The organism is Halomonas citrativorans, from assembly GCF_014898005.1.
GTDB lineage: Bacteria > Pseudomonadota > Gammaproteobacteria > Pseudomonadales > Halomonadaceae > Vreelandella > Vreelandella citrativorans.
The window spans coordinates 39,535-64,428 of record NZ_JABUYX010000006.1; the positions used below are offsets into that span (position 1 = coordinate 39,535).

General features: G+C 53.7%; 22 protein-coding genes. 17 read left to right on the plus strand and 5 right to left on the minus strand.

Going from position 1 to position 24,894, the window contains the following annotated elements; genetic code table 11:
- Window positions 1-91 precede the first annotated feature (91 nt).
- Genes mpl through INT20_RS08930 form a run of 3 tightly spaced genes read left to right on the plus strand, consistent with a single transcriptional unit; the run spans window position 92 to window position 2,744 of the window.
- Window positions 92-1,477, plus strand: a complete 1,386-nt coding sequence (gene mpl, locus INT20_RS08920; RefSeq protein WP_193053143.1) for a UDP-N-acetylmuramate:L-alanyl-gamma-D-glutamyl-meso-diaminopimelate ligase — start codon at window positions 92-94, stop codon at window positions 1,475-1,477.
- Complete coding sequence (locus INT20_RS08925) at window positions 1,474-2,127, plus strand: flavin prenyltransferase UbiX (RefSeq protein WP_287077089.1); 654 nt, start codon at window positions 1,474-1,476, stop codon at window positions 2,125-2,127. Before mpl ends, INT20_RS08925 begins: the two co-directional genes overlap by 4 nt.
- Window positions 2,124-2,744 (plus strand): LysE family translocator, encoded by a 621-nt coding sequence (locus INT20_RS08930; protein ID WP_172118359.1) that lies wholly within the window; start codon window positions 2,124-2,126, stop codon window positions 2,742-2,744. The genes INT20_RS08925 and INT20_RS08930 overlap by 4 nt, the downstream gene beginning before the upstream one ends.
- 5 nt (window positions 2,745-2,749) lie before the next feature.
- On the opposite strand, the gene INT20_RS08935 is transcribed toward INT20_RS08930, so the two are convergent.
- Genes INT20_RS08935 through INT20_RS08945 form a run of 3 tightly spaced genes read right to left on the minus strand, consistent with a single transcriptional unit; the run spans window position 2,750 to window position 5,947 of the window.
- Window positions 2,750-4,147 (minus strand): bifunctional DedA family/phosphatase PAP2 family protein, encoded by a 1,398-nt coding sequence (locus tag INT20_RS08935; RefSeq protein WP_193053142.1) that lies wholly within the window; start codon window positions 4,145-4,147, stop codon window positions 2,750-2,752.
- Between the two features lie 28 nt (window positions 4,148-4,175).
- Entirely contained in the window at window positions 4,176-5,102 is a 927-nt protein-coding gene (locus INT20_RS08940) for a diguanylate cyclase domain-containing protein (protein WP_193053141.1), read from the minus strand.
- Window positions 5,099-5,947, minus strand: coding sequence for a hypothetical protein (locus tag INT20_RS08945; RefSeq protein WP_172118362.1), 849 nt, complete (start codon window positions 5,945-5,947; stop codon window positions 5,099-5,101). Before INT20_RS08945 ends, INT20_RS08940 begins: the two co-directional genes overlap by 4 nt.
- Before the next feature lie 198 nt (window positions 5,948-6,145).
- On the opposite strand from INT20_RS08945, the gene INT20_RS08950 reads away from it, so the two are divergent.
- From INT20_RS08950 to lipB, 11 genes are all read left to right on the plus strand, one after another.
- A complete protein-coding gene (locus INT20_RS08950) occupies window positions 6,146-7,453 on the plus strand; it encodes a glutamate-5-semialdehyde dehydrogenase (protein WP_193053140.1) in 1,308 nt (435 codons plus the stop codon).
- A gap of 46 nt (window positions 7,454-7,499) precedes the next feature.
- On the plus strand, window positions 7,500-8,159 hold the full coding sequence (nadD, locus tag INT20_RS08955) for a nicotinate-nucleotide adenylyltransferase (RefSeq protein WP_193056806.1): 660 nt from the start codon (window positions 7,500-7,502) through the stop codon (window positions 8,157-8,159).
- Between the two features lie 78 nt (window positions 8,160-8,237).
- A complete protein-coding gene (gene rsfS / locus INT20_RS08960) occupies window positions 8,238-8,624 on the plus strand; it encodes a ribosome silencing factor (RefSeq protein WP_193053138.1) in 387 nt (128 codons plus the stop codon).
- On the plus strand, window positions 8,621-9,088 hold the full coding sequence (gene rlmH, locus INT20_RS08965; protein WP_193053137.1) for a 23S rRNA (pseudouridine(1915)-N(3))-methyltransferase RlmH: 468 nt from the start codon (window positions 8,621-8,623) through the stop codon (window positions 9,086-9,088). Before rsfS ends, rlmH begins: the two co-directional genes overlap by 4 nt.
- Window positions 9,089-9,158: 70 nt before the next feature.
- Window positions 9,159-11,066: a penicillin-binding protein 2 gene (mrdA, locus tag INT20_RS08970; RefSeq protein ID WP_193053136.1), complete on the plus strand. Its 1,908-nt coding sequence runs from the start codon at window positions 9,159-9,161 to the stop codon at window positions 11,064-11,066.
- A gap of 3 nt (window positions 11,067-11,069) precedes the next feature.
- Window positions 11,070-12,230, plus strand: coding sequence for a rod shape-determining protein RodA (gene rodA / locus INT20_RS08975; protein ID WP_193056807.1), 1,161 nt, complete (start codon window positions 11,070-11,072; stop codon window positions 12,228-12,230).
- Window positions 12,231-12,333: 103 nt separating this feature from the next.
- A complete protein-coding gene (gene mltB / locus INT20_RS08980; protein WP_193056808.1) occupies window positions 12,334-13,302 on the plus strand; it encodes a lytic murein transglycosylase B in 969 nt (322 codons plus the stop codon).
- Window positions 13,299-14,273 carry a septal ring lytic transglycosylase RlpA family protein gene (locus INT20_RS08985; RefSeq protein WP_193053133.1) on the plus strand — a complete coding sequence of 325 codons (975 nt, stop codon included), beginning with the start codon at window positions 13,299-13,301 and terminating at the stop codon, window positions 14,271-14,273. Before mltB ends, INT20_RS08985 begins: the two co-directional genes overlap by 4 nt.
- Window positions 14,274-14,331: 58 nt before the next feature.
- Window positions 14,332-15,531 (plus strand): D-alanyl-D-alanine carboxypeptidase family protein, encoded by a 1,200-nt coding sequence (locus tag INT20_RS08990; protein ID WP_193053178.1) that lies wholly within the window; start codon window positions 14,332-14,334, stop codon window positions 15,529-15,531.
- 55 nt (window positions 15,532-15,586) lie between these two features.
- Window positions 15,587-15,898 carry an HP0495 family protein gene (locus INT20_RS08995; protein ID WP_193053132.1) on the plus strand — a complete coding sequence of 104 codons (312 nt, stop codon included), beginning with the start codon at window positions 15,587-15,589 and terminating at the stop codon, window positions 15,896-15,898.
- Window positions 15,899-16,549, plus strand: coding sequence for a lipoyl(octanoyl) transferase LipB (gene lipB / locus INT20_RS09000; protein ID WP_193053131.1), 651 nt, complete (start codon window positions 15,899-15,901; stop codon window positions 16,547-16,549). It begins immediately after the preceding gene.
- A 112-nt stretch (window positions 16,550-16,661) separates the two neighbouring features.
- Here lipB and lipA read toward each other — a convergent pair whose 3' ends face one another.
- The gene (lipA, locus tag INT20_RS09005; RefSeq protein WP_193053130.1) at window positions 16,662-17,714 is read right to left on the minus strand and encodes a lipoyl synthase; all 1,053 of its coding nucleotides are present in this window, start codon (window positions 17,712-17,714) and stop codon (window positions 16,662-16,664) included.
- A 167-nt stretch (window positions 17,715-17,881) separates the two neighbouring features.
- Window positions 17,882-18,868, minus strand: a complete 987-nt coding sequence (locus tag INT20_RS09010) for a LysR family transcriptional regulator (RefSeq protein WP_193053129.1) — start codon at window positions 18,866-18,868, stop codon at window positions 17,882-17,884.
- Between the two features lie 237 nt (window positions 18,869-19,105).
- Here INT20_RS09010 and INT20_RS09015 point away from each other — a divergent pair, with 237 nt between their 5' ends.
- The 3 genes from INT20_RS09015 to INT20_RS09025 all read left to right on the plus strand — a co-directional run bounded on the left by INT20_RS09015 (window position 19,106) and on the right by INT20_RS09025 (window position 24,869).
- Complete coding sequence (locus INT20_RS09015) at window positions 19,106-21,478, plus strand: DUF3141 domain-containing protein (protein WP_226912109.1); 2,373 nt, start codon at window positions 19,106-19,108, stop codon at window positions 21,476-21,478.
- A gap of 305 nt (window positions 21,479-21,783) precedes the next feature.
- A complete protein-coding gene (gene topA / locus INT20_RS09020) occupies window positions 21,784-24,411 on the plus strand; it encodes a type I DNA topoisomerase (RefSeq protein WP_193053128.1) in 2,628 nt (875 codons plus the stop codon).
- Window positions 24,408-24,869, plus strand: a complete 462-nt coding sequence (locus tag INT20_RS09025; RefSeq protein ID WP_193053127.1) for a DUF6586 family protein — start codon at window positions 24,408-24,410, stop codon at window positions 24,867-24,869. Before topA ends, INT20_RS09025 begins: the two co-directional genes overlap by 4 nt.
- Window positions 24,870-24,894 lie beyond the last annotated feature (25 nt).

A 24,894-nucleotide genomic window follows, 5' to 3' on the forward strand; every position in this document is an offset into this window, starting at 1 on the left:
TCCTTGCTTCTGGGTGAGTAAACAAGCCGAGCATGCTAGTCTTTTCAGCTATTTTAAGCTGTGTTTATTACGTTGTTCAGGGACAGAAACCATGCATCTCCATATTATCGGTATCTGCGGCACCTTTATGGGTAGTCTTGCGCTGCTCGCGCGCGAGCAGGGCCATCAGGTTAGCGGGTCAGATGCAAACGTCTATCCTCCGATGAGTACTCAGCTTGCTGAAGCAGGCATTACGTTAATGGAAGGTTATCGAGCAGAGCACCTTGGTGCTTCGATTGACCTGGTGGTAGTGGGGAATGCGCTGTCACGCGGAAATCCTGAAGTAGAGGCGCTACTTAACAGCGGTTTGCCGTATACCTCAGGAGCGCAGTGGCTTGCTGAGCATGTGTTACCAGGGCGGCGGGTAATTGCTATCGCCGGTACCCATGGTAAAACCACCACCGCCAGTTTGCTGGCCTGGCTATTGGAGAGCGCGGGCCAAGTACCGGGCTTTTTAATTGGCGGTGTGCCGCGTAACTTTGGTGTTTCCGCGCGGCTGGGGGATCCTCAGGGGCCTTTTATTGTTGAAGCAGATGAGTACGATACGGCCTTTTTTGATAAACGCTCCAAGTTTGTACACTATCGCCCCGATATTGCTGTGCTCAATAATCTTGAGTTTGATCATGCGGATATCTTTCCGGATTTAGCTGCTATTGAACGCCAGTTCCATCACCTTGCGCGCACCGTACCCAGCCAAGGGCGCCTGCTAGTAGCCGATGAACAGCCAGCGCTAGAGCGCGTCATAGCGATGGGAGCCTGGACACCCATTAAGCACTTTGGTGAGCAGTCCCAAAGTGCGTGGCAGCTCTGCCTTGAGCGCCCTGATGCCAGCCGTTTTCAGGTGATTCACCGCACAGACCAGGGCGAAGAGGATAGCGTCGTCGAGTGGTCGTTAAGTGGCGTTCACAACGCGCGAAATGCCTTGGCAGCGTTGGCGGCTGCCCACGAGTGCGGAGTTGATTTAGCCCGGGCATGCGCAGCACTAGCGCGTTTCGAAACGCCACGACGGCGCCAGGAAGTGCGTGGAGAAGTGGGGGGCGTTCAAGTCATTGACGACTTTGCCCATCACCCCACGGCGATTGCGGCGACCTTGCAAGGCTTGCGTGCCACAACGACCAAAGGGCGCTTGCTGGCGGTCATTGAGCCACGTTCCAATACCATGCGGTTAGGTGCGCTACGCGATCGACTCAACGACAGCATCGCTGGTGCGGACCAGGTGTATTGGTATCAACCTGCCGGTATTGATTGGTCGATGGAGGCGCTGGTAGCTGAGCAAGGTGCTAAAGCTCATCTTTATCAGCAGATTGAAACACTGGTAGAGGCGGTTGTTCGCCATGCCGAACCGCTGGATCGGATTGTGGTGATGTCCAACGGTGGCTTTGATGGCGTACATGAACGTCTACTAAATGCCTTAACGGCCAAGGAATTGAACGCGTGAGTACAGATTCCCTGTTCAAAAAGCCGATCACCGTGGCATTAACGGGCGCTTCTGGGGCGCAGTATGGCCTGCGGCTGATAGACGTATTGGTAGAGGCAGGCCATGAAGTGTGGGTCATGATCTCCAAAGCGTCACACATGGTGATTGCCACGGAAACCGACATTAGCCTGCCTGCTCAGCCAGAACGGCTGGCTGCTGCATTGAGAGAGCGTAGCGGCGCCGCGGCTGGCCAAATCCGCTGCTTTGGGCGAGAGGACTGGATGGCGCCTGTTGCCTCCGGGTCTGGAGCGGCCTCGGCTATGGTGGTATGCCCATGCTCGACGGGAACGCTCTCGGCTATTGCCACTGGGGCAAGTAACAACCTGATTGAGCGGGCGGCCGATGTCGCGATTAAAGAGCGCCGAACGCTAGTGCTGGTGCCCCGGGAGAGCCCATTTTCGCCTATCCATTTGGAACACATGCTGGGGCTAAGCCGCATGGGGGTTGTTATTTTACCTGCCGCCCCGGGGTTTTATCACCGCCCGCAATCCATTGATGACCTCATTGATTTTATTGTGGCACGCATTCTTAATCAGTTGGGCATTCAGCATACCTTGATGCCTCGCTGGGGCGAGGATGAAGCCGATAACATGTCTAAGGATAAGCAATGAACTGGGCCACGCTCTCTATATTTGTACCCACGTTTTTATTTGTGTCACTCACGCCGGGTATGTGCATGACGCTTGCCATGGTGCTGGGCATGACCCAAGGCGTGAAACGTACGCTGTGGATGATGATGGGAGAGCTGGTGGGCGTAGGGCTGGTCGCCGCAGCAGCAGGCGCTGGGGTAGCCGCCTTAATGCTCCGTCAGCCTGAACTCTTCACGGTGTTCAAGTGGGTGGGCGGCGCTTATTTGGCCTATTTGGGCATTATGATGTGGCGCTCTCGTGGGCGTATGGCGATACCCAGTGAACTAAATGCGGGGCCTGCCGCCGGGCGGCTAACACTTGCCATGCAAGGGTTTGTGACCGCTGTGGCTAATCCGAAGGGGTGGGCATTTTTTATGGTACTGCTGCCCCCCTTTTTGGATAGCAGCCGCCCGCTGGGTAGCCAGCTGGTTCTGCTGATTGTGGTTATTTTGTTGATCGAGTTTGCCAGCCTGTTGGTGTATGCCGTCGGCGGTAAAACGCTGCGTAAAACGCTGGGAAAAAGCGGCAATGTTCGTTTACTTAACCGCATTGCCGGCACGTTAATGATGGGCGTTGGATTATGGCTGGCGCTAGGCTAGGCCGCTTAAACCGGTGGGAAGAAAATCACGCGAAGGCTGATTAACACCAGCGAGGCCGACCCCAATAGCAGCCAAGGGCAGGGCGTTAATGGCTTTCGAGGATAGCGCTGCCAGCTTAAACGAACCAGCGCACAGATCATCAGCCCAAGCAGAGCGCCGCCGACCAGGTCACTAAACCAGTGCACGCCAATAACGAGCCGTGACAGTGCCATTGGCACCGCCAAAGCAATCGCCACCCAATAGATCCAGATACGTTTTTGGAGAGGTAGCTCTGAGGCAATAAACGCGGCGGCCAGGCCCAATACGACAACCGAGGTTGACGTATGGGCACTCGGATAAGAGAGCGAGCCGGTCAGGTAATCGGGGGTGTCAGGTCGAGCACGCCCGAAAATGGCTTTACCCAGTGTGTTAAGAAGCGCTACGCCTCCCACCGCCGCTCCCCAATGCAGCAAGGCATCCCATCTTCTATAAAAGATCATCCATAGTGCCCACGGCAGCAACAGGACAGCAATGCCCAACTTGTCGCCAATTTTGGCAAATACGGCACCAATAGCGATAAGGGTGTCACTTTGAAGCCAGCTAAAGAGCCGTTGGATATAGAGGTCGAGCGTCAATGGACCATTGTGATGCACAACCAGCAGTGTCCAACCCGAAAGGCAGGTTAAGGCAATAATAAATAGCAGCAGCGAAGCGAGAGGAACTTCGCCAGATTGGCTCATGACAAGCCAGGGGCGGCGCATAAACGGAATACGACGTGCTAAACGGGCGGTAGCAAGGTAGAGGCGTCCATGACGGCCCACCTGTGCTCGCCCCCAGGAGAACACTACCGCGAGTACCACCACGCTGGCGGCTATTATGAGCAACGCTGTTTCAATGCCCGGGGGTAAATCAAGGTGTTCTTGCCATGTTCGTCCGAGCAAATAGCCTGGCAGTACATAGGCAGGTGCCCACAGTGCGGCAGATGTGATATTTGCCCATAAAAAATTACGGGGTGGCATCCGCATCATGCCCGCTATGAGCGGAATGACGGGTCTTACCGGGCCAACAAATCGGCCAATAAAGACCGAGTAAAGACCATAACGATCAAAAAAGCGGGAGCCTCTGCCTAGCCATTCCGGATGTAGGGAAAGTGGCCAGCGTTGAGTGATTTGTGCATGGTGGCGATAACCAAGCCTGAAACTAATGCCGTCGCCGATCACCGCGCCTAAAAAGGCGGCCATTACTAACCACACTATCCCGATAGACTCATGCCCCGCCAGGGAGGCCACTGCCGTAATCAGCACCACGCCGGGCACCAACAGGCCCACTAATGCTAACGATTCTGCAAGCGAAATGAGCAGCATCAGCAGAAGAAGCATGAAAGGAGAGAGCGAGAGCTGTTGAAAGGTTTCGACTAAAGACACGAGGGACTCCTTGAAGGGCGATACGCTGTCATCCGTTTGCCAGCGCATGAGCACGGGCGTGCAGGCGTTGTATATAGCGCTCGAAGCTCTCTTTATGAGGCAAACAAGCTGCAATGCGGGCTTCAAGATGACCGGTTTCAACCAATACACACTGGGAAAGTGCATGCTGTAGCCGCTCACGAACCAGCAGCGCACCGCTTTCACTGGTGTCGGGCAGCACCAGCCAGAAGGTGGCCTCGCCAGCGCGCCCCAGTATGTCATGATCACGGCAGCGACCTATCACTTCGCTACACAGTGTATCAAGTAGCGCGATTTTAGCTCGAGAGCCGAACTGCTCTTCGGCCATATCCAGCTGTGGCAGGTGAATGACCAGTACCGCTAAGCGCTTGTTAAGCATGGCAGCACGCTGAAATTCGTTGTTTAAGCGCTCCTTTAGCGTTTCGTAGTTGTAGGCGCGACAGTGACAATCATAGGGGTCGGTGGCCTGTAGTAATGCGCGGCGGCGAGCATGCTCCCATCGAGGGAGGGCCAGCAGTAAAAGCAAAATAACATAGCCGAGATAGAAGGGTGGCTCAGGTGTCGGGTGAGAGATAAACAACCAGACAAGGGGGCCAAGCACCCCCGTCAGCACCAAGGCAAGCCAAAGGGGTAAGAGTATAAAAGCAGAGGTGATGGGTAGGCCAAGCCAGATGGCTGATGCGTTAGAGATAGAAAGCGTACTTAATACCGTGAGGTAGGTGCTGCCTACCAGCAGTATTTGAGATATGTATCCCTTTAATCCCTGCCCTAAATGCATCAGTAGGGCCGCTAATAGGGCCAGGGTAACAAACGCGGGTACCCATAAGCTCCGGTAGCTGCCCATTTTATAAAGCCATAACGCGTACCCCATCATTACTACCAGGCTGGTACTGTAAGTGATGATCATTAGCCGCTTGGAGAATGGATAGCTGTTCATGAGGAACCCAGCGTTGTGGGGGTATTGCAGAGGTGTTCAAGCGTTAAGGTTGAGGGCTCAATATCCATTAGCGGCTCATGATGGCTCACCACATTTTCAGGAAGTGCTGCCTGGAGCTGCGTGCGACGGCGTGTGGCTTCTTGTGGCGAGCGAGAAAGCATCAAGGCGGCAAGCGTTGTGCTATTCAGACGATAGGTGTTCTCAAAGGAGTAGGTTAGCTCACAAAGCTTTTTTGCGGTGGGCCAAAGCTGGCGCCGCTTAACCTGCAATATAAATAGCTCTGCGTAGATAGCCTCGCGCTCAGAACGGGTTTGCTCACGAGGAAGATCGCGCAGCAACTGTTCGCCAGCCCAAAGATTAACCTTTGGGATAAGCCGCAAACGCTGGCCGATAGCCCCATTCATATCAACCAATTGGCGTGCGCTAGAAACCGCCAGTAAGCACAGTATGCCCAATAACAGCACTATTAGCCCCCCGGCTGGAAAGGACAATTGTGGCGCTATTAAGGCGCCGCTAAGTAGTGCGGCCATGGCATTAAGTACAAGAATCCAGCGCGCCTGGGGTAGCATGAATATGGCCGCCCACGCCCAGATCAACATATCATGCTGTTCTGGTGCGCTGGCAATTAATCCCAGCAGTAATAAGCCCGGCAGCACTTGCCAGGGTAGCCCTCTGGAATGACGATGACTAAAGTCCAGAAGCAGAGCTGTAATGCAAAGCCAACTGACGGAGAGCCAAAGCAGCAGGATGGCCATGGGCTGTGCGCCCAATGTCCAGAACGCTAGTGCAGCCGCTGCGGCGAGTAAATTGGCTCTAAGCAAGTGAATTTTGTATTTGCTTTGCATGGTGGCTTACTATTCACCTTCACGAACTCCATGTACGTTCCCCGTCGTCTAATCAGCGGTGACAGGACCAAGTGTGAAACTTAAAATGCTCATTATAACGTTTAAGTAGCGTAATATATTGCCTACTACTGGACACAATTACGACGCGCCTGACCAGATAAAATGATGGCGGCGTGCATGATGATAAAGGGAGACAGCATGAGCGTTTCAACGCCCTTACAAGATGAGGCTCAACAGCAACTCACCGCCGGTGATGTTCCCGCATACATGCAGGCGCTTGGAAAGGCAGCGCGTTCAGCCGCAAGCGAGCTACGTCGTGCCGATACCGGCATCAAAAATCGTGCCCTTGAGTCAATAGCGCAGCAGCTGATGACGGCTCGCGCGCGTATTTTAGACGCCAACGCTCAGGATATGCAGCGCGGTAAGGAAAATGGTCTGGATAGTGCGTTACTTGACCGCTTGGCGCTTGATGACGCCCGTTTTGATGCGATGATTGAAGGGCTGCGTCAAGTGGCCGCCTTGCCTGACCCGGTGGGTGAGATAGACGATATGAGTTACCGTCCCAGCGGCATCCAGGTAGGCAAAATGCGCGTGCCTTTGGGGGTCATTGGCATCATTTACGAATCACGCCCCAATGTAACGCTTGAAGCGGCCAGTTTGTGCTTAAAATCGGGCAATGCCTGCATTTTACGCGGCGGGTCAGAGGCGAGCGCGTCCAATCAAACCATTGGCGAATGCATTACGCAAGGACTGGTGGATGTGGGACTGCCTGCTAACTGCGTTCAGGTGGTGGCGACGACCGACCGTGCCGCCGTCGGCGCATTGATCAGCATGCCAGATTACGTGGATGTCATTATCCCGCGTGGTGGGAAATCGCTCATTGAGCGAATCTCGCGTGACGCTAAAGTGCCCGTTATCAAGCACCTTGATGGTGTTTGTCACGTCTATATTGATACCACGGCTGATCCAGCTAAAGCCTTGGCTATCGCGGTCAATGCTAAAACGCATCGTTACGGCACCTGCAATACCATGGAAACACTTCTGGTTGATGCGCCGGTGGCTGATTTGCTGCTGCCAGAGCTGGCGCGGGCTTACGCAGGACATGAGGTTGAGCTACGAGGCTGTGAACGCACTCAAGCGCTGCTTCCTCAGGCCTTGGCGGCATCCGAGGAAGATTGGTACGCCGAATATCTTGCACCGGTACTAGCGATCAAAATAGTGGATGGCGTGGAAGAGGCGATTGCGCATATTGAGCGCTATGGCTCGCACCATACCGACGCTATTGTGACCCAGGACTACTCTCTGGCGCGCCGTTTTATGGCCGAGGTGGACTCAAGCTCTGTGATTGTTAATGCCTCAACCCGCTTTGCCGATGGGTTCGAGTATGGATTAGGTGCTGAAATTGGCATTTCGACCGATAAGCTGCATGCGCGAGGGCCGGTGGGTTTGGAAGGCCTTACCACGCGTAAATACGTTGTATTCGGCGATGGCCAGGTTCGCCAATAAGGCGTGTACGATATGAGTTTTGCAGCGCTATGAGTGGTAGGTCGATATGAATTCAGTACCCATAAAAGCAGGCATGCTGGGAGGGACATTTGACCCTATTCACCATGGCCATTTACGCAGTGCTTTGGAAGTGCGAGAAGCATTGGGCCTTGACCAGTTGCATATGATACCGGCGCCAAAGCCGCCTTTACGTGGTGCACCACAAGTGTCGGCAGAGCAACGAATGGCGTTGTTACAAGCCGGGATTGGCACTACGCCTGGGCTTTACGCGGATAACCGTGAGCTGCGCCGCGAAGGGCCATCCTACAGCGTTGATACGCTTGCTGAACTGAGGGCTGAATATGGTGAACAGGCACGTTTAGTAATGGTGATTGGCTTTGATGCCTTTTTACGCCTTCCTCAGTGGCAGCAGGTTGACACGTTGTTTTCCCTCGCTCACTTGGTAGTGATGGCTAGGCCTGGCTATCAAACACCCTGGTCTGATGAATTAAGGGAACTGGTAGGGCAACGTGAAGTCGAAGGCGTGGACTCGCTGATGCAGCGCCCCTGCGGTGGCGTTTTACTGCTGTCGTTCCCTTCGATGATGGCAATTTCAGCGACCTATATTCGTCAGCGGCTGCGTGAGGGAAAAAGCGTTCGGTATTTGCTCCCGGAAGCGGTTGAAGAGGCCATTTTACATAAAGGCTTTTACCAGGACGTTGAATAGCGCTGGTAGTCACGCAAGAAGCCGTTACAATGGCCCGCTTTGCTAGCCGAACACCATACGAGGTTATCTGCAGGAGTCATGCACATCGATACACTGAAAAGCCTAGCGCTTGATGCGTTAGAAGACCTTAAAGCACGCGATATCACTCAACTGGACGTTTCCAGCTTAACTGAGGTTACCGACCTTATGTTGATTGCTAGTGGTACGTCTACCCGGCATGTTGCGGCACTTGCGCAAAACGTCGTAGAAAAAGCCAAGGCAGCCGGTCTTGCGCCGCGCGGTGTTGAAGGCGGTGATAATGCGGATTGGGTATTGGTCGACCTGGGTGACATTGTTGTTCATATCATGATGCCGGAAGCCCGTGCACTTTATGACCTTGAACGCCTCTGGGCAGACCTGCCTAGCGATGCAAGCATGACGGATGAGGCACGCACGCTTTTTGAAGAGCGAGCCACGATGTCATGAGAATAAGGCTGTTGGCGGTAGGTACGAAAATGCCTGCTTGGGTTGAAGAGGGCATTGAAACCTACCGTAAACGGCTCCCTCGGGATTTCAGCCTTGAAATAGAAGAAATCCCGCTTGGCCAGCGCGGTAAAAATGCAGATATTGCCAAAGCGCGTGCTCAAGAGGCTCAACGCATTCGCGATAAACTGCGGGGTGATGAGTATCTGGTTGCGCTGGAAGTAAAAGGCAAACCCTGGACAACCGAACAACTGGCCCAGGAAGCGGATAGCTGGCGTATGGAGGGCCGCGATATCGTATTGCTGGTCGGTGGGCCTGATGGTCTTGAACCTTCCCTCTCTGCGATAGCCGATAAAGCGTGGTCATTGTCACCGTTAACGCTGCCGCACCCGTTAGTTCGTATCATGCTGGCCGAGCAGCTTTATCGTGCCTGGACGCTATTGGTTGGTCACCCCTACCACCGTTAACGGCTCAAAAGGTGGTGGTATTTGTTGGCTGTGTTGCGTCAATCGTCTGATTTGAGAGTCATCTGTTGCCATGCCCCAGCGCCGTGACACGCTAAAAAATTCTGAGCAAGAGTTGCGCATTTTTCGTGTCAGAACACTTCTTGCCGTTCTGGTCGTTATAACGCTTACCGGTCTTCTGGTAGGGCGTTTAGGCTACTTACAAATTGTTCAACATGAAATTTACACCACGCGGTCAGAAAAAAACCGTGTGCGTGTTGAGCCGCTGCCACCTAATCGAGGTTTGATTTATGACCGAAATGGTGTGCTGTTAGCTGAAAACCGGCCTACTTATAACCTGACGCTGGTGCGTGAGCGTGTTGATGACCTTGATGCAACGCTGGCCCTATTAGTGGAATTGCTGGAACTGCCAGAAGAAGATATCGAGGCCTTTAACGTACGTTCACGCCAGCGACAGCGTCCTTTCCAACCTGCGCTCTTAATGAGCGATCTGAGTGAAGCCCAAATTGCTCGGCTCGCGATTAATCGCCACCGCCTGCCAGGCGTTGAAGTCGAAGCCCAACTGCTACGTTACTATCCCGATTCAAACGTTATGGCCCATACGCTGGGCTATGTAGGGCGTATTAATGTTGATGAGCTGCAAAATTTGGATGCCGGCCGTTATGCCGGCACCCACTTTATTGGTAAAACCGGCATTGAACGCTTCTATGAAGAGGAGCTTCATGGCGAAGCAGGCCTGCGTAAAGTCGAAACCAACGCCCGAGGGCGAGTATTAAGAGAGCTGGGTCGCACCGACCCTGTGCCTGGGAAGAACATAACGCTGACGATTGATAAGTCTCTACAAACGCTTGCCTATGAATTAATGGATGGGCGGCGTGGGTCGATCGTCGCTATTGCGCCTGCAACGGGCGAGATTCTGGCCATGGTGTCGACGCCTGGGTTTGACAGCAACCAGTTTGTGACCGGGATCGATGTTGCCTCCTATCGCGGCTTGCAGAACGACCTGGACTTACCTCTTTTTAACCGCTCTATTCGTGGTCACTATCCACCTGGCTCGACCATTAAACCCTTTTTAGCCCTCGCGGGACTGGCTGGGGGGGTTATTACCCCAGACAGCACGATTAGCGACCCAGGCTATTATCAACTGCCTAATGACTCCCGGCGTTACCGGAACTGGTTGCGCTGGGGGCATGGTCGTGTGGATTTAGAGCGCTCATTAGCTGTGTCTAATAATACTTACTACTACACATTGGCCCATGATTTAGGTATCGATAATCTACATGAACGGATGAATGGGTTCGGATTCGGGCGGCGAGTCGCCTACGATGTTCAAGGGGAAAGCACTGGGCTGATGCCGTCTCGCGAATGGAAGCGGGAGCGTTTTAACCAGCCGTGGTACCCCGGCGAAACCTTGTCAGTAGGTATTGGCCAAGGTTACTGGCAAGTAACGCCGTTGCAGCTGGCAAGCGCAACGGCAACGCTTGCCAACCGGGGCCACTGGGTAAAACCCCGCTTAGCTCTCCAGGTGGGCGATACGCTGCTTCGTGAAGATTTACCCGACACGCTGGACGATATTCAGCTGGAAAATGATGCCTGGTGGGACCGGGTATTTAGCGGTATGGAGAAAGTGCTCAGCGGTAGCGAAGGCACTGCACGGCGGACTGGCGTTGGCCTTGAGTATCGAATGGGCGGCAAATCGGGAACGGCTCAGGTGTTTTCTTTGGGCCAGGACCAGCGCTATAACGCCGATGAGCTTGAGGAACGCCTGAGAGATCACGCCTTGTTTGTAGCGTTTGCGCCGGTTGATTCCCCCCAAATTGCCGTGTCGGTTATCGTTGAAAATGCGGGCGGCGGCAGTACCCATGCAGCGCATTTGGCGCGCGCCATGACCGATGCATGGCTTTTAAAAGATGAAGCGCCTGACGCAGATGATGTACGCGACGTGTTGGAAGAAGATACCGCTCAAGTGGAGGGGAACTGACCTATGCCCTGGCAGACGATTACCCGCCCATTGCGTCGTTATCCCGTTCGACCGCCCGATAGCGGTATCGCGCGACGTAAAAGTATTTGGGAACGCATCCATATTGACCCTTGGTTATTAGGCCTTTTATTGGTCTTAATGGTGGGTGGCCTACTGGTTTTATATAGTGCGTCTGGCCAGCGTATTGAGTCGGTAATCGCTCAGGCGATGCGGTTTGGCGTTGCGCTGGCAGTGATGGCATTATTGGCGCAGCTGTCACCGACCACGTTTTTACGCTGGGCACCCTTTGCCTATGGCGCAGGGGTCATCATGTTATTGGCAGTGGAAATTGCCGGTGATATTGGCATGGGGGCTAAGCGCTGGCTTGAGATCCCTGGCGTTATCCGATTTCAGCCCTCAGAGATGATGAAGCTAGCGGTTCCGTTAATGGTGGCTGCCTATTTGAATCGTTGCCAGCTTCCACCGCGATTAAAGGATATTGTGGTGTGCGCGGTGATCATTGGTGTGCCGGTTGTATTGACCGCTATTCAGCCGGACCTGGGTACATCGTTACTGGTGGCCAGTGCGGCTGTCATCGTGGTTTTGCTCGCGGGTCTTTCATGGCGCTTGATTGGATTTGTTGGTGGATTGTTGGCTGCGTGCGTGCCGCTTTTGTGGATGAACATGCACAATTACCAACGTCAGCGGGTATTAACCTTTCTTGATCCAGAAAGCGACCCACTAGGCTCGGGTTGGAATATTATTCAGTCAACCACGGCCATTGGTAGTGGAGGGCTATGGGGAAAGGGGTGGCTGGGGGGCACGCAGTCGCAGCTTGAATTTCTGCCTGAGCGGCATACTGATTTTATTATTGCCGTATTGGGTGAAGAGTTTGGGCTTATCGGGATGCTGGTTTTATTGGCGCTTTACTTGATGATCGTAGGTCGCGGTATTTGGTTGGCGGCTTCTTCACAGGATACGTTTGGACGCCTTTTTGCCGGTAGTATCATTCTCACCTTTTTCATTTATGTGTTTGTCAACGTGGGGATGGTTAGCGGTATTTTACCCGTGGTAGGCGTGCCGCTACCCTTGGTGAGTTATGGCGGCACCTCTAGCGTGACCTTGTTGGCAGGGTTCGGTATTCTCATGTCTATTCATGCCCATCGTCGGCTATTGCCACGTTAGTATTTCAGTCAGGACGGTGTGTTTTCAAAGGAGTGGTGAGTTGATAAAAAGGGCCCGAAATAAAGCTGGCAGTTGCCTTGTTGCCGCGCTAATAGCGTGTTCGATGCCTGCCGTATTCGCAGAGGAGCACTCGGCGGAAGGGGTGGACCTGCAACATAATGAACGCACCCAGATATTGGTAGATGAGTTAATCGCCCAAGGCATACCGGAAGCGTGGTTACGTGATGCTTTCTCTCAAGCCGCATATTCTCAAGCGGTGCTGGATGCCATGGAAGGCGCGGCAGAGCGCCGCTTAAAGTGGCACGAGTACCGCGATATATTTCTAACGGAGCAGCGTATCGAAGAGGGCGCTGCCTTTATGCAAGCGCACGCTGAGACCCTGGCGCGTGCGGAAGATGTTTATGGCGTGCCGGGTAATGTTATTACCGCCATTATTGGCGTAGAGACGTACTATGGCCGCCATAAAGGGCGCCATCGCGTGCTGGACTCACTGGCTACGCTGGCGTTTTATCATCCCAGTCGAGGGGGGGTTTTCCGTGGTGAGCTAGCTGCTTTTTTGCAGATCGCCCATGAGCAAAAGGTCGATCCGGCTGAACTTTATGGCTCGTATGCAGGCGCAATGGGGTATCCTCAATTTATTCCCACTAGTTACCAGGCCTATGCCGTTGATTTTGACGATGACGGCATTCGTGATTTATGGGAAAACCCAGTGGATGCCATCGGTAGCGTCGCGAATTATTTTGCTGAGCATGGCTGGCGGCGTGATGGTGCCATTTATCATGAAGCAACGGGACCGGAAGTGTTGCCCCAGGCGCTGACGTTTAACCAAACGTCTTCGCCGACCATGAGTGTGGCTGAGACAGCCAAGCAAGGGATTGAACCGCAAGAAGCGCTTAACGATACTTTGCTTGTGATGCCCTTGGTGTTTGAGATGGATGATGGACAGCTACGCTATCGGCTGGGTGAAAACAACTTTTATGTTATTACACGCTATAACCACAGTCATTTATACGCCATGGCAGTGACAGAGTTAGCTGAGGCCATTCAACAGCGGGCTGAGGAACAAGGATGAGCATGTTGCAATCAAGGACCTGGCAAGTAGGCAGTATGATCGCCTTGATAATAGTGGTAAGCGGCTGCGCGAATCGTGAAGCTCAGCGCGTTGCTACGCCAACTCAAACTCAACCTGACGCTGCACCCGCCGCAAGTACTACTGCCAGTGGAGGTGGGCGCTATGCCATGCATGGGGATGCGTATCCTGTTGCGCCGCCGGATGTATCCACCGTGCCGGATGCTGTACCACGTAATGAACCGCGTTCTGCGGGGGGCAACCGCTCAACCTATGAAGTATGGGGTGAAAAGTACCATGTAATGCCGGACGCTTCTGGCTATGCCAAGCAAGGTTTGGCCTCGTGGTACGGCGAAAAATTTCATGGCTATGCGACCTCAAATGGCGAGATTTACGACATGTATAAAATGTCGGCGGCGCATCGCTCGCTACCGTTGCCTACCTTTGCACGCGTTACCAGCCTGGACAGCGGGCAGTCGGTGATTGTCCGTGTTAACGACCGTGGTCCTTTTCATAGCGATAGAGAAATAGATCTTTCTTACGCAGCCGCCGCCCGGTTGGATATATTGGATAATGGAACAGGGCGAGTAAAAGTCGAGGCCATTGAGCCTGACCGTTGGCTAGCTGAGCGCGGCGGAGCGCCCGCGAGTACTGCGCCGAATGAGGATGCGCCCGTTGCGGAGCCCGCGCCAGCCGCATCTGTACCTCAAGCAGCTCCGTCTGTGGCCTCTAATAACCCCGCTGAGGGTGAGGTTTCAGGCGGCTATTACCTTCAGATTGCTGCGCTGGAAAGCGCTGATAGCGCTCGTAAGCTTAGCCAGCGATTGACAGACGAATTGCCTCACAGCGTTCGTGTAATGAATGAGGCTAATGTGCATCGTGTGCAGGTGGGGCCAGTAACACCGGCTCAAGAGACCCAAGCTCGGGAAGCACTTCGCCAAGCGGGGTTTCCTCAAGTTTTTATCGTGAGATAATTCATTTTTTATATTCTTTGGTGCTTAGCGCCACTTTCTTGCAAGTGAGATGTTAGTGATGAATGTATTCGTGTCGATTCGCCGCTCTGCCCAATTATGTTTGTTTGCGGCCATGACGGCTGTTGCGTTGCCGGCTGCGGCTCAAGTCATACCTCAGCCGCAAACGATTATTCCAGCCGCTCCGCAGCTCGCTGCCAGTTCCTGGATTTTAATGGATGCCAATAGCGGACGAATTCTGGTTGAGCACAACTCAGACGAACGTTTGGCGCCTGCAAGCTTGACCAAACTCATGACCGCCTACCTTGTCGAGCGTGAGTTGGATCGCGATACCATCACGTTGGATGATCTGGTCAATGTCAGTGAAAACGCCTGGCGGACTGGTGGCTCAAAAATGTTTATTGAAGTGGGCAACCAGGTCCCCGTCGAGGAGTTGCTGCACGGCATTATTATTGTGTCAGGTAACGATGCCAGCGTGGCCATGGCAGAGCACTTGGCTGGTGGGGAGGCTCCTTTTGCTGACTTAATGAACCAGCATGCGGCTCGACTGGGGATGGAAAATACCCACTTTGAAAATGCAACCGGTCTTCCTTCTGATAATCACTACTCAACAGCGCATGACCTGGCGCGGCTTTCACGTCATATCATCAATGATTACCCTGAGCACTATGCGATCTACTCGCAGCGCCACTTTTCCTATGGTGGAATTGATCAGCCCAACCGTAACCGCCTGTTGTGGCGTGACCCGTCAGTAGATGGTTTGAAAACGGGTTGGACAGATGCTGCGGGCTACTGCCTGGTGTCGTCAGCTGAGCGCGATGGCATGCGGCTTATTTCGGTTGTGATGGGCACCAATTCGGATGAAGCGCGCGCACAGGAAACTCAGAAGCTTTTAAGCTATGGTTTTCGTTTCTACGAAACCATGAACCTCTACGAGCGTGGTGCTGTGCTTGCAACGCCGCGTGTTTGGGGTGGTGACATTAACGAATTGCGTGCGGGGGTGGATGAAGAAGTGTTTATGACCCTTCCACGTAACCGTAATGAAGAGCTGCGTGCTCGTCTTAATCTACACTCTGATTTACAAGCACCTATTGCGGTAGGTGATGATGTGGGCACGCTAGAGGTCTACTTGGGTGAAGAGATGGTTGGCGAGCGCCAGTTGGTAGCGCTTGAAAATGTGCAAGAGGGCGGGCTGTTTAAACGCCTTTTTGATCAGGTTCAGCGCTTCTTCAGCGGTTTAATTGCGAACTTCACTGACTAAGTGATTCGGCTCAGGTGCGTCCTGGGCCTTTTTTACCTTCAATAAAAGGCGCGTTATGACTAAGGATACGAAAAAGGGATTTCGAGACCTGCGCGAGCCGGTGGCAGAAGAAACCCCCAAGATCACTTTTCCTTGTGACTACTCTTTAAAAATAGTGGGTGATGCTGCTGAGGATTTTACGGCTTGTGTTTGTCAAATCGTGGTGCGTCACGCACCGGATTTTGATGAATCGACGCTGCAAGTGGTGGATAGTCGAAACGGTCGTTTTCAATCCGTTCGCATCACGATTAATGCGACCAGCGAGCAGCAAATTAGCCAGCTGTTTGAAGAGCTAAAAGCCACTGGCCGTGTTCATATGGTGGTGTGAGTGAGTCGTTCTGCACCTGTTGAGCTGCACTGCTTGGGTCGCAGGCCGTATCTGCCTGTTTGGGAAGAAATGCGCGCCTTGACGGACTCTCGTGACAGTGAGACGCCGGATCAGTTCTGGCTGGTAGAGCATGACGCTGTCTTCACCCAGGGGCAGGCAGGCAAACCTGAACATCTATTGATGCCAGGCGACATACCGGTGGTGCAAACCGACCGTGGCGGGCAGGTAACGTATCATGGCCCTGGGCAGATAGTGCTGTATCCGTTATTGGATGTTCGGCGCAGTAAAATAGGCGTGCGTGACCTGGTGTCTGCACTGGAAAATGCAGTCATTACGGTGTTAGCCGACTATGGCGTCAGTGCACATGCGCGCCCAGATGCACCGGGTGTGTATGTCAAAAGCCCGATGGGCGAGGCCAAAATAGCGTCGTTGGGTTTGCGAATTCGGCGGGGGGCCAGTTACCACGGCGTCGCGTTGAATGTGGATGGAGACCTTTCTGCTTTTCAGCGCATCAATCCCTGTGGCTACGCAGGTATGGCGGTCACTCGCTTGGCTGATCTTGTTGCTTTGCCTAATGAGCATCACGTAGGCCAGCAACTGGCATCTGCGCTGGCACTAAAGCTGAACAGAGAGCTGGTGACTATCGGCTAATCGCAGTGTTTTCCGTATGGTAGTACATAAAAAGAAGCCGCCGCGATAGTTAATATTCGCGGCGGCTTCTTGTTTTAGACTTACTCTGATTAAGCCCGTGCTTAATTCTGTTTCAGCCTACATTTAGGGCGGGAATAATATTAGGGTCAGACTCCTGGCCGGGGATCGCTGCCGGTGAGGCCAGCCCGAGGTTGTTCTTTTCGAACACTCGGTCAGCGCGATAGCTTGAACGAACCAGCGGGCCGGAAGGCACTTCCATAAAGCCTTTTTCAAGCCCTAGCACACGGTAGCGATCAAAGTCTTCAGGGCTTACCCAGCGCTCAACCGGCAGGTGGTTTTTCGTGGGGCGCAGATACTGGCCGAGTGTCACAATATCGACACCAATTTCACGAAGATCATCAAACGTTTGCAGGATCTCCTCATCGGTTTCGCCAAGACCCAGCATAATACTGGTTTTGGTAATGACATCGGGGCGATGCTTTTTCGCGTAGGCCAGAACGTCGAGTGTTTTGCGATAGCCTGCACGGGGGTCGCGAACCCGGCTGGTCAGGCGTTCAACGGTTTCGACATTTTGCGCAAACACTTCAAGGCCCGAATCCACAACGCTCTCAATGGCTGCGTGTTCACCATCGAAATCAGGTGTCAGCGCTTCAACGACCACGTCTGGTGTGCGCGCTTTAATAGCACGGATACAGCTTGCGTAATGGTTCGCACCGCCATCGTCCAGATCATCACGATCAACCGATGTTAGGACGATATAGCGAAGCCCCATTAATTCAACGGACTTGGCGGTGTTTTCGGGCTCTTCGTGGTCCAGCCAGCCTTTGGGGTTGCCCGTATCAACGGCGCAGAAACGGCATGCGCGGGTACACACAGACCCCATCAGCATGATGGTGGCAGTTCCATTGCTCCAACACTCGCCCATGTTAGGGCAGTGTGATTCAGCACAGACGGTACTTAGACGATGCTCAGAGACATTGCGCTTAACGGCTTCAAAGCGCTCGCCACCGGGAATTTGAGCGCGCAGCCATTTGGGCTTGCGTTCAAGAGACGGGGCTTCAGCCTGCGCGCTGCGCACCTTCATGCCATCCTTGATCGCCGTTGTGCCGTGTTCATTACGGAATTTCTGGCCGCTGGGTACACGCTGTGTGGGGTTGTTGCTCATAGGAATAGAGCCTCTCTACTGTGCGGCAGGCAAGGCTTATCATAGAAACGTAAGCGCTTGCCCCCCAATCATGCCGATTAATACGTTGCCAATTAACAGATTACTAATTAATACATAGGTAGTAGGTGTAATGTAACATATCTGGTGATTAACAAGACACCGTCAACTTAGCTTACAGGCATGGGCAAACAGGCAACACCGTGGCTTGGTAAGGGGCTAGGAGATGCTGCAAAGTAGTCTTGATACTCAGTGACATGCTCGTGAATAAACCGCATGAAAAGCTCTGCCACAGGTGTGGGAAAGCGCTCAAGGCGATAAACCGTGCACCATGCGCGGCGGATGGGAAAGTCCGGTAGCGGCAGTTCAAACAAAAGACCCTGTTCAAGCTCTAGCTGCACGGCAAGCCGTGGCAGCACGGCCACGCCTAAATGTGCCATAACCCCTTGTTTGATGGCTTCGTTAGTACCGAGCTCAATACGGTGCGGCAGCGCGACTTTTTGATAAGCAGCAAGCTGTTCAAAGGCATTGCGCACGCCAGAGCCTGGTTCGCGCATTAACACATAGTGGCGGGAAAAATCAGCCAGGGTAGGCGTCAGCATGGCGAGTAAAGGGTGGTCAGGCCATACCACTGCTATTAGTTCATTATCGATGATGGGCGTCACGACTAAGCGATCATCCTCGGGCACCATGGCCATAATCACCAGGTCATCTTGCTGTTCGGCCAAGCGCTCAAGCGCCTGGCTGCGGTTACACACCTTTAAGCGCACATGAATATCAGGGTAGCTTGCGCGAAAGCGGGCCAGTATATACGGCACGATGTATTGCGCTGACGACACGGCGGCCAGGTTGAGCTCCCCGGAAATTTTTCCATTGATGTCTGACAGGTTCATCTGCAACCGGGAGAGCTGGCTAAAGATTTCTCTTGTTGATAGCGCCAGCGTATCGGCGGCAGGCAGCACATGCAGCGTTTTTCCCGCATATTTAAACAGCGGCTGGCCAAGTGCCTGCTCCAGTTGGCGTATCTGAGCGCTGACGGCGGGTTGGGTAAGCCCTAGCTGTTCTGCTGCGCGTGAGTAAGAGCGTTGGCGATATACTGCCTGGAAGACTTGTAATTGACGAAACGTTAGGCGATTGAGCAGCTTAGGGGATGACATAACAACCTCAAGAGAATTGCCCTCCGGCGGCGAATAAGACGGCGAGCGCTACGAATGACTAACGCTGCCTAAAAATGCTACCACTGTTTATGCCCGCCGTGTCGCTAGTTTGCAGCGCTTGCGGTAAATCAGTGGTGTTACCCATCGACGTCTGTTGAGAAGTGGCTTAAGCTATATTGCATCGCAGCATCATGGTTTTTAGGTTGATCGCCAGCGCATTCACCCTAGGGAGACTCTATGAATTTTCTCGCCAACCCTTTGCTTACCGCTAACTCATTAACACGTACCTTTTGGGGGCAGTCAAACGACTCCTCCACGCTGCTACCGGGCAGTGAGGCGCTCTCCTCTTTCATGGACCCCTTTGGGTTTGGGCGTGCCGCGGCCGATTACTGGCGAGATAGCGTTGAGCGTAGCGTGCTCTATTGGGATGTAATGCGCGAGCGTGGCAACCAGTATCTGGAGCACATGGAACAAACCAAGCCGAGTGTGCTTGGGTTTAAAACCGAAGTGCTGCTTGATGGTCGCACGCTTGCCCAGCCGACCAACTATGAATTGCTGCGTGTATTGCCCCCTGAAGATACCGTCACTGACCCCCGCAAGCGCCCGTTCGTGGTGGTTGACCCGCGTGCAGGGCACGGTCCTGGTATTGGTGGCTTTAAGCCTGACAGTGAGTTAGGCGTGGCGTTAAAAGCAGGGCACCCTTGTTACTTTATCGGCTTCTTGCCTTTCCCTGAACCGGGGCAAACGGTTGAGGACGTTGTCGAGGCAGAAGTTGCTTTTCTACGCCATGTGATTGAGCTGCATCCTGATATAAGCGAAAAGCCCATGGTGGTAGGCAATTGCCAAGCGGGCTGGCAGTTGATGATGGCGGCCGCACTTGAGCCGTACGTTTTTGGGCCTATCTTGATCGCGGGGGCGCCGCTCTCTTACTGGGCGGGGGTGCATGGCAATGCGCCCATGCGTTATACCGGCGGCATGACGGGGGGGAGCTGGATCACCGCATTCACCAGTGATATGGGTAACGGCTTATTCGATGGCGCTTGGTTGGTGCAAAACTTTGAGCGCTTGAATCCTGCCAATACGTACTGGAAAAAGCAGTACCACCTGTACGCTAACATCGACACAGAAACTGAGCGTTATCTTGATTTTGAGCGCTGGTGGGGCGGGCACGTGGTTCTGGGTGGCGAAGAAATCCAGTACATCGTCGATAATTTATTTGTCGGTAACCGGCTGTCGACGGCCCAACTGGTAACCCGTGACGGGCGGCGGATTGATCTGCGTAATCTACGTTCACCGGTGGTGGTGTTCTGTTCGCGTGGTGACGACATTACCCCGCCCCCTCAGGCGCTGGGCTGGATCCGTGATCTATACGAAGATACCGACGATATCATCGCCAACGACCAGACCATCGTCTACTGCATGCATGATACGACCGGCCATTTGGGGATCTTCGTATCCGGCAGCGTATCCCGCAAAGAGCACTCTGAATTTACTGCCAATATGGACTACATCGATGTGCTGCCACCGGGGCTGTATGAAACCTCGGTTACCGAGGCGCCAGAGGGTAGCGATGCCGCGCTGTATGAGCGTGACTACTTATTGGAATTTACGCCGCGTAACTTTGAAGAGCTGGATCGTGAAGTGCAGCATGATGCGGACGATGACCGGCGTTTCGCGACGGTTGCCCGAATTTCTGAGATAAATTTGGGCTTGTATCGTTTGTATGTGCAGCCCTGGTTGCGGGCCATAATGACGCCAGAAGCAGCGCGCTTTATTCGGCGTATGCATCCTATCCGCTTGGGCTACAAGCTGCTGTCGGACCGCAATCCTTTATCTGTCCCCCTGCCGGTAATGGCGGAAGCAATACGCAAGAACCGTCAGGAAATTGGTCCAGACAATCTCTTTAAAGCGCTAGAGACGATGCATTCTGACCAGATCGTCGCCGCCTTGAATGCCTGGCGCGATCTGCGTGATAGCAGTACAGAGCGTCTGTTTATGGATGTCTATGGCCAGCCACTGCTACAGGCGGCTGTCGGACTTTATGGTGATGCGCATGTACACCGCAGGAGGCCGGGCGCTGAGCCTGAGCATCGTCGCTTCCTGGCGCGGCGCCGGGAAGAGTTAGGTGAGCGCATTGCTCAAGGGGGCGCGCATGAAGCGATTATGCGTTCATTAATCTACGTGTTGGGTGGAGCACCCTCCACCGATGAGCGCAACTTCAAGCAGTTACGTGCCACAAGGACGAAGCTTGAGTCAGACATCGAGCTTTGCGAATTCAAGCGGTTGGTGCGCGAGCAATTCTTTATTTTAAAACTTGATCGTGAAAGGGCACTGAATACGCTGCCTGAGTTACTGGCCGGTGAAAGCAACAGTGCGATTGATGGCTATATTAAAAACCTGGAGCAGGTGTTTGCAGCAAGCGGTGAGCTTACTGAACACGCGGCAGAACGTTTTGTACAGGTAAAAGCGTTGTTTGATAAAGCACGCCCGGCCAAGCCTGCGGTCAAAAAAACGGCCGTCAATAAGGCAACCACGGTTGAGAACCCACCGAGCGAGGCCAAAAAGACCGACACGTCAGTGAGCCAAGGCAAGGCCCCCCGCAAACGTTAATCGGGTCCTGATTGAAAAAGAACGCCTCTACTTTACCGTAGGGGCGTTCTGCTTATGAAAGAAATAGTAGGTTGCTGATCTCGTAACGTCAGTCTAGTGTCTAGCTACTTCGGTATAAAAAAGTAAGCTTTTCTCACTACTGTTCGGTTGACACTGGCGCTAAGTGAAGGCCTGGGGTAGGGTAGGCGCATTTTTTCATCCGTATGTTTGTCTCGGCGAGTGAAATAACGCCGCAAACTCAAAACCATGCGGTACCGTATTCAGAGCGCGGGCTCTCGGCCCAAGCAATAGAAAAGTGGAGCACTATGGGCAAGTCACTGGTCATCGTCGAGTCGCCAGCGAAAGCGAAGACGATTAATAAGTATCTCGGCAACGATTTCATCGTCAAGTCGAGCGTGGGTCACATTCGTGACCTGCCGACCAGCGGCTCGGGCAAGGCTGCTTCCGACCCCAAGGAGCGCGCTCGCCAAGCCGCGGCAACACGTAAAATGTCGGCGGAAGAGAAGGCAGAGTATAAAAAGCGCAAGAGCCACGATCAGTTAATTCGGCGTATGGGTATTGATCCCAACAACGGCTGGGAAGCCCAGTATGAAGTGCTGCCGGGTAAAGAAAAGGTAGTGGCTGAGTTAAAGAAGCTTGCTGAAAAGGCAGACGCCGTTTATCTGGCAACGGATTTGGACCGCGAAGGGGAAGCCATTGCTTGGCACTTGCGGGAAACCATTGGCGGAGACGACAGCCGTTATAAGCGTGTGGTCTTTAACGAAATTACTAAAAATGCGATTCAGGATGCGTTTAAAGCCCCTGGTGCGCTCAATATTCCTCGTGTAGAAGCTCAGCAGGCGCGGCGGTTCTTGGACCGCGTGGTGGGCTTTATGCTGTCGCCGCTGCTGTGGGCCAAAGTGGCCCGTGGCCTCTCCGCTGGCCGCGTTCAGTCGGTTGCGGTGCGCCTTATTGTTGAGCGCGAGCGGGATATTCGCGCGTTTATTCCTGAAGAGTTTTGGGATGTGCACGCGGATTTAGTCTCACCAGACGGCGAACTGGTACGCTTTGCGCTCGCCAAGCAGGATGGCAAGGCGTTCAAGCCAACGTCTGAGCAAGACACGATGTCGCGTATTGCGGCGTTGCGTAATGCAAAGCTTGCGATTACCTCGCGTGAAGATAAGCCGACCAGCTCCAAACCAACGGCGCCGTTTATTACCTCTACGCTGCAGCAGGCAGCCAGTGGGCGCCTGGGCTTCTCGGTCAAGAAAACCATGACCATGGCCCAGCGGTTGTATGAAGCGGGCTATATCACCTATATGCGTACCGACTCCACCAACCTCTCGAAAGATGCGGTTGAAAGTGCGCGTGAGTTTATTGGCAGCGAGTACGGTGAACGCTACCTGCCCGAGATGCCCAATCGCTATAGCAGCAAAGAGAGCGCTCAGGAAGCTCACGAAGCGATTCGCCCATCCAGCGTTGAGCGCAAGGCAACCGATTTAGTGGGTATGGAACGCGATGCTGAGCGTCTGTATGAGTTGATCTGGCGTCAGTTCGTCGCCTGCCAGATGACGCCGGCCGAATATCTGTCGAGCACATTGAGCGTTGAAGTGGATGGCTACGATCTACGGGCTAAAGGACGTGTTCTGAAGTTTGACGGCTATACGCGGGTCATGAAGCCGAGCGGTAAAAATGAAGACCAGACGCTGCCCGATTTGCCCAAAGGCACGCCGATGGCGATGGAAACGCTGGACCCTCAGCAGCACTTTACCAAGCCCCCGGCGCGTTATACCGAGGCAAGCCTGGTTAAAGAGCTTGAAAAACAAGGGATTGGTCGTCCTTCTACCTACGCGTCGATAATTTCGACGATCCAGGATCGCGGCTACGTGCAGTTGGAAAATCGGCGTTTTTATGCCGAGAAACTGGGGGATATCGTTACCGAGCGCCTGAAAGAGTCGTTTCCTGACTTGATGGACTTCTCTTTTACCGCACGTATGGAAGATAGCCTGGATGAGGTCGCTGAAGGCGAACGCAACTGGCGAGCGCTACTCGATGCCTTCTATGGTGAATTTCGTGAAGAGCTTGCCAAGGCAGAAAGCGATGACGGGATGCGCCCCAACCAGCCCGTGCCAACCGATATTGACTGCCCCTCGTGTGGCCGCAAGATGCAGATTCGTACTGCATCTACCGGCGTGTTTTTAGGTTGTAGTGGTTATAACCTGCCGCCCAAAGAGCGCTGCAAAACCACGATCGATTTGATCCCGGGTGAGGAAGCAGTAGCGGCGGATGCCGGTGAAGAGGCCGAAACCAACGCCTTGCGTGCCAAACATCGGTGCGATAAGTGCGGCACGGCAATGGATAACTACCTGATTGATGAAACCCGCAAGCTGCATATCTGCGGTAATAGCCCTGACTGTGATGGTTATGAGATAGAGCAGGGCAAGTTCAAGATCAAAGGCTACGATGGCCCGGTTATCGAATGCGATAAGTGCGGTTCACAAATGCAGCTTAAGTCCGGCCGCTTTGGCAAGTACTTTGGCTGTACCAATGGCGAGTGTAAAAACACTCGTAAGCTTTTGAAAAGTGGTGAAGTGGCGCCGCCCAAGATGGACCCGATTCCGATGCCGGAACTTGCCTGTCAGAAAGTGGATGACCACTACGTATTGCGCGATGGGGCAAGCGGCCTGTTTTTAGCGGCCAGTAAATTCCCCAAAAATCGTGAAACGCGTCCGCCTTTGGTGAAGGAGCTGAAAGCTCATGCTGACGAGCTGCCTGAGAAGTATCACTTCATTCTCAAAGCGCCCAGCGAAGACCCGGACGGCCGCCCAACTCAAATTCGTTTTTCGCGTAAAAGCAAAGAGCAGTACGTGATGACCGATGAGGAAGGCAAAGCCACGGGGTGGAAAGCAACGTTTGATGCAGGCAAATGGCACGTAGAGGACAAGCGTAAATGAGCGACCGCTCCCGTACTAATCAACTGCTCTATCAGGCCGAGCTGCTGGTAAGTATGCCTGTTGGTGAGGATGAGTATGCGGTCGCTCGTCAAATGGCGCTCGAAGAGAGCGCCTTGGCCCTGTTTGAACTGGCGTTATGTTCGCTGCTGAAAGAAGTCACTGAACATGCTCGTCTGGAAAACCATGCCTGGCGTGAGTTATTAGCCCTTGATGGCCCGCCCATGGCAGAGCTTCAGCGGCTGCGTGATGTGAGGCGCGAACCGGGTAGTTGGCTAAACTGGCTGGCGTTCAAATTAGAGCAGTTGCACAGCAGCGACGGGGCTGCACGACGCACCGTCACTAATCCCGCCATGATCGCCATGGGGAGTCAGAAACGCCTGGGAGAGCAATTGCTTGATTACATAAGCGATGCCAAGCAGGAAATAGCCGCCCTAAGGGAGACAAGCCAGGAGTGGTAAGCTGCCACATGACGAATCTATCCTG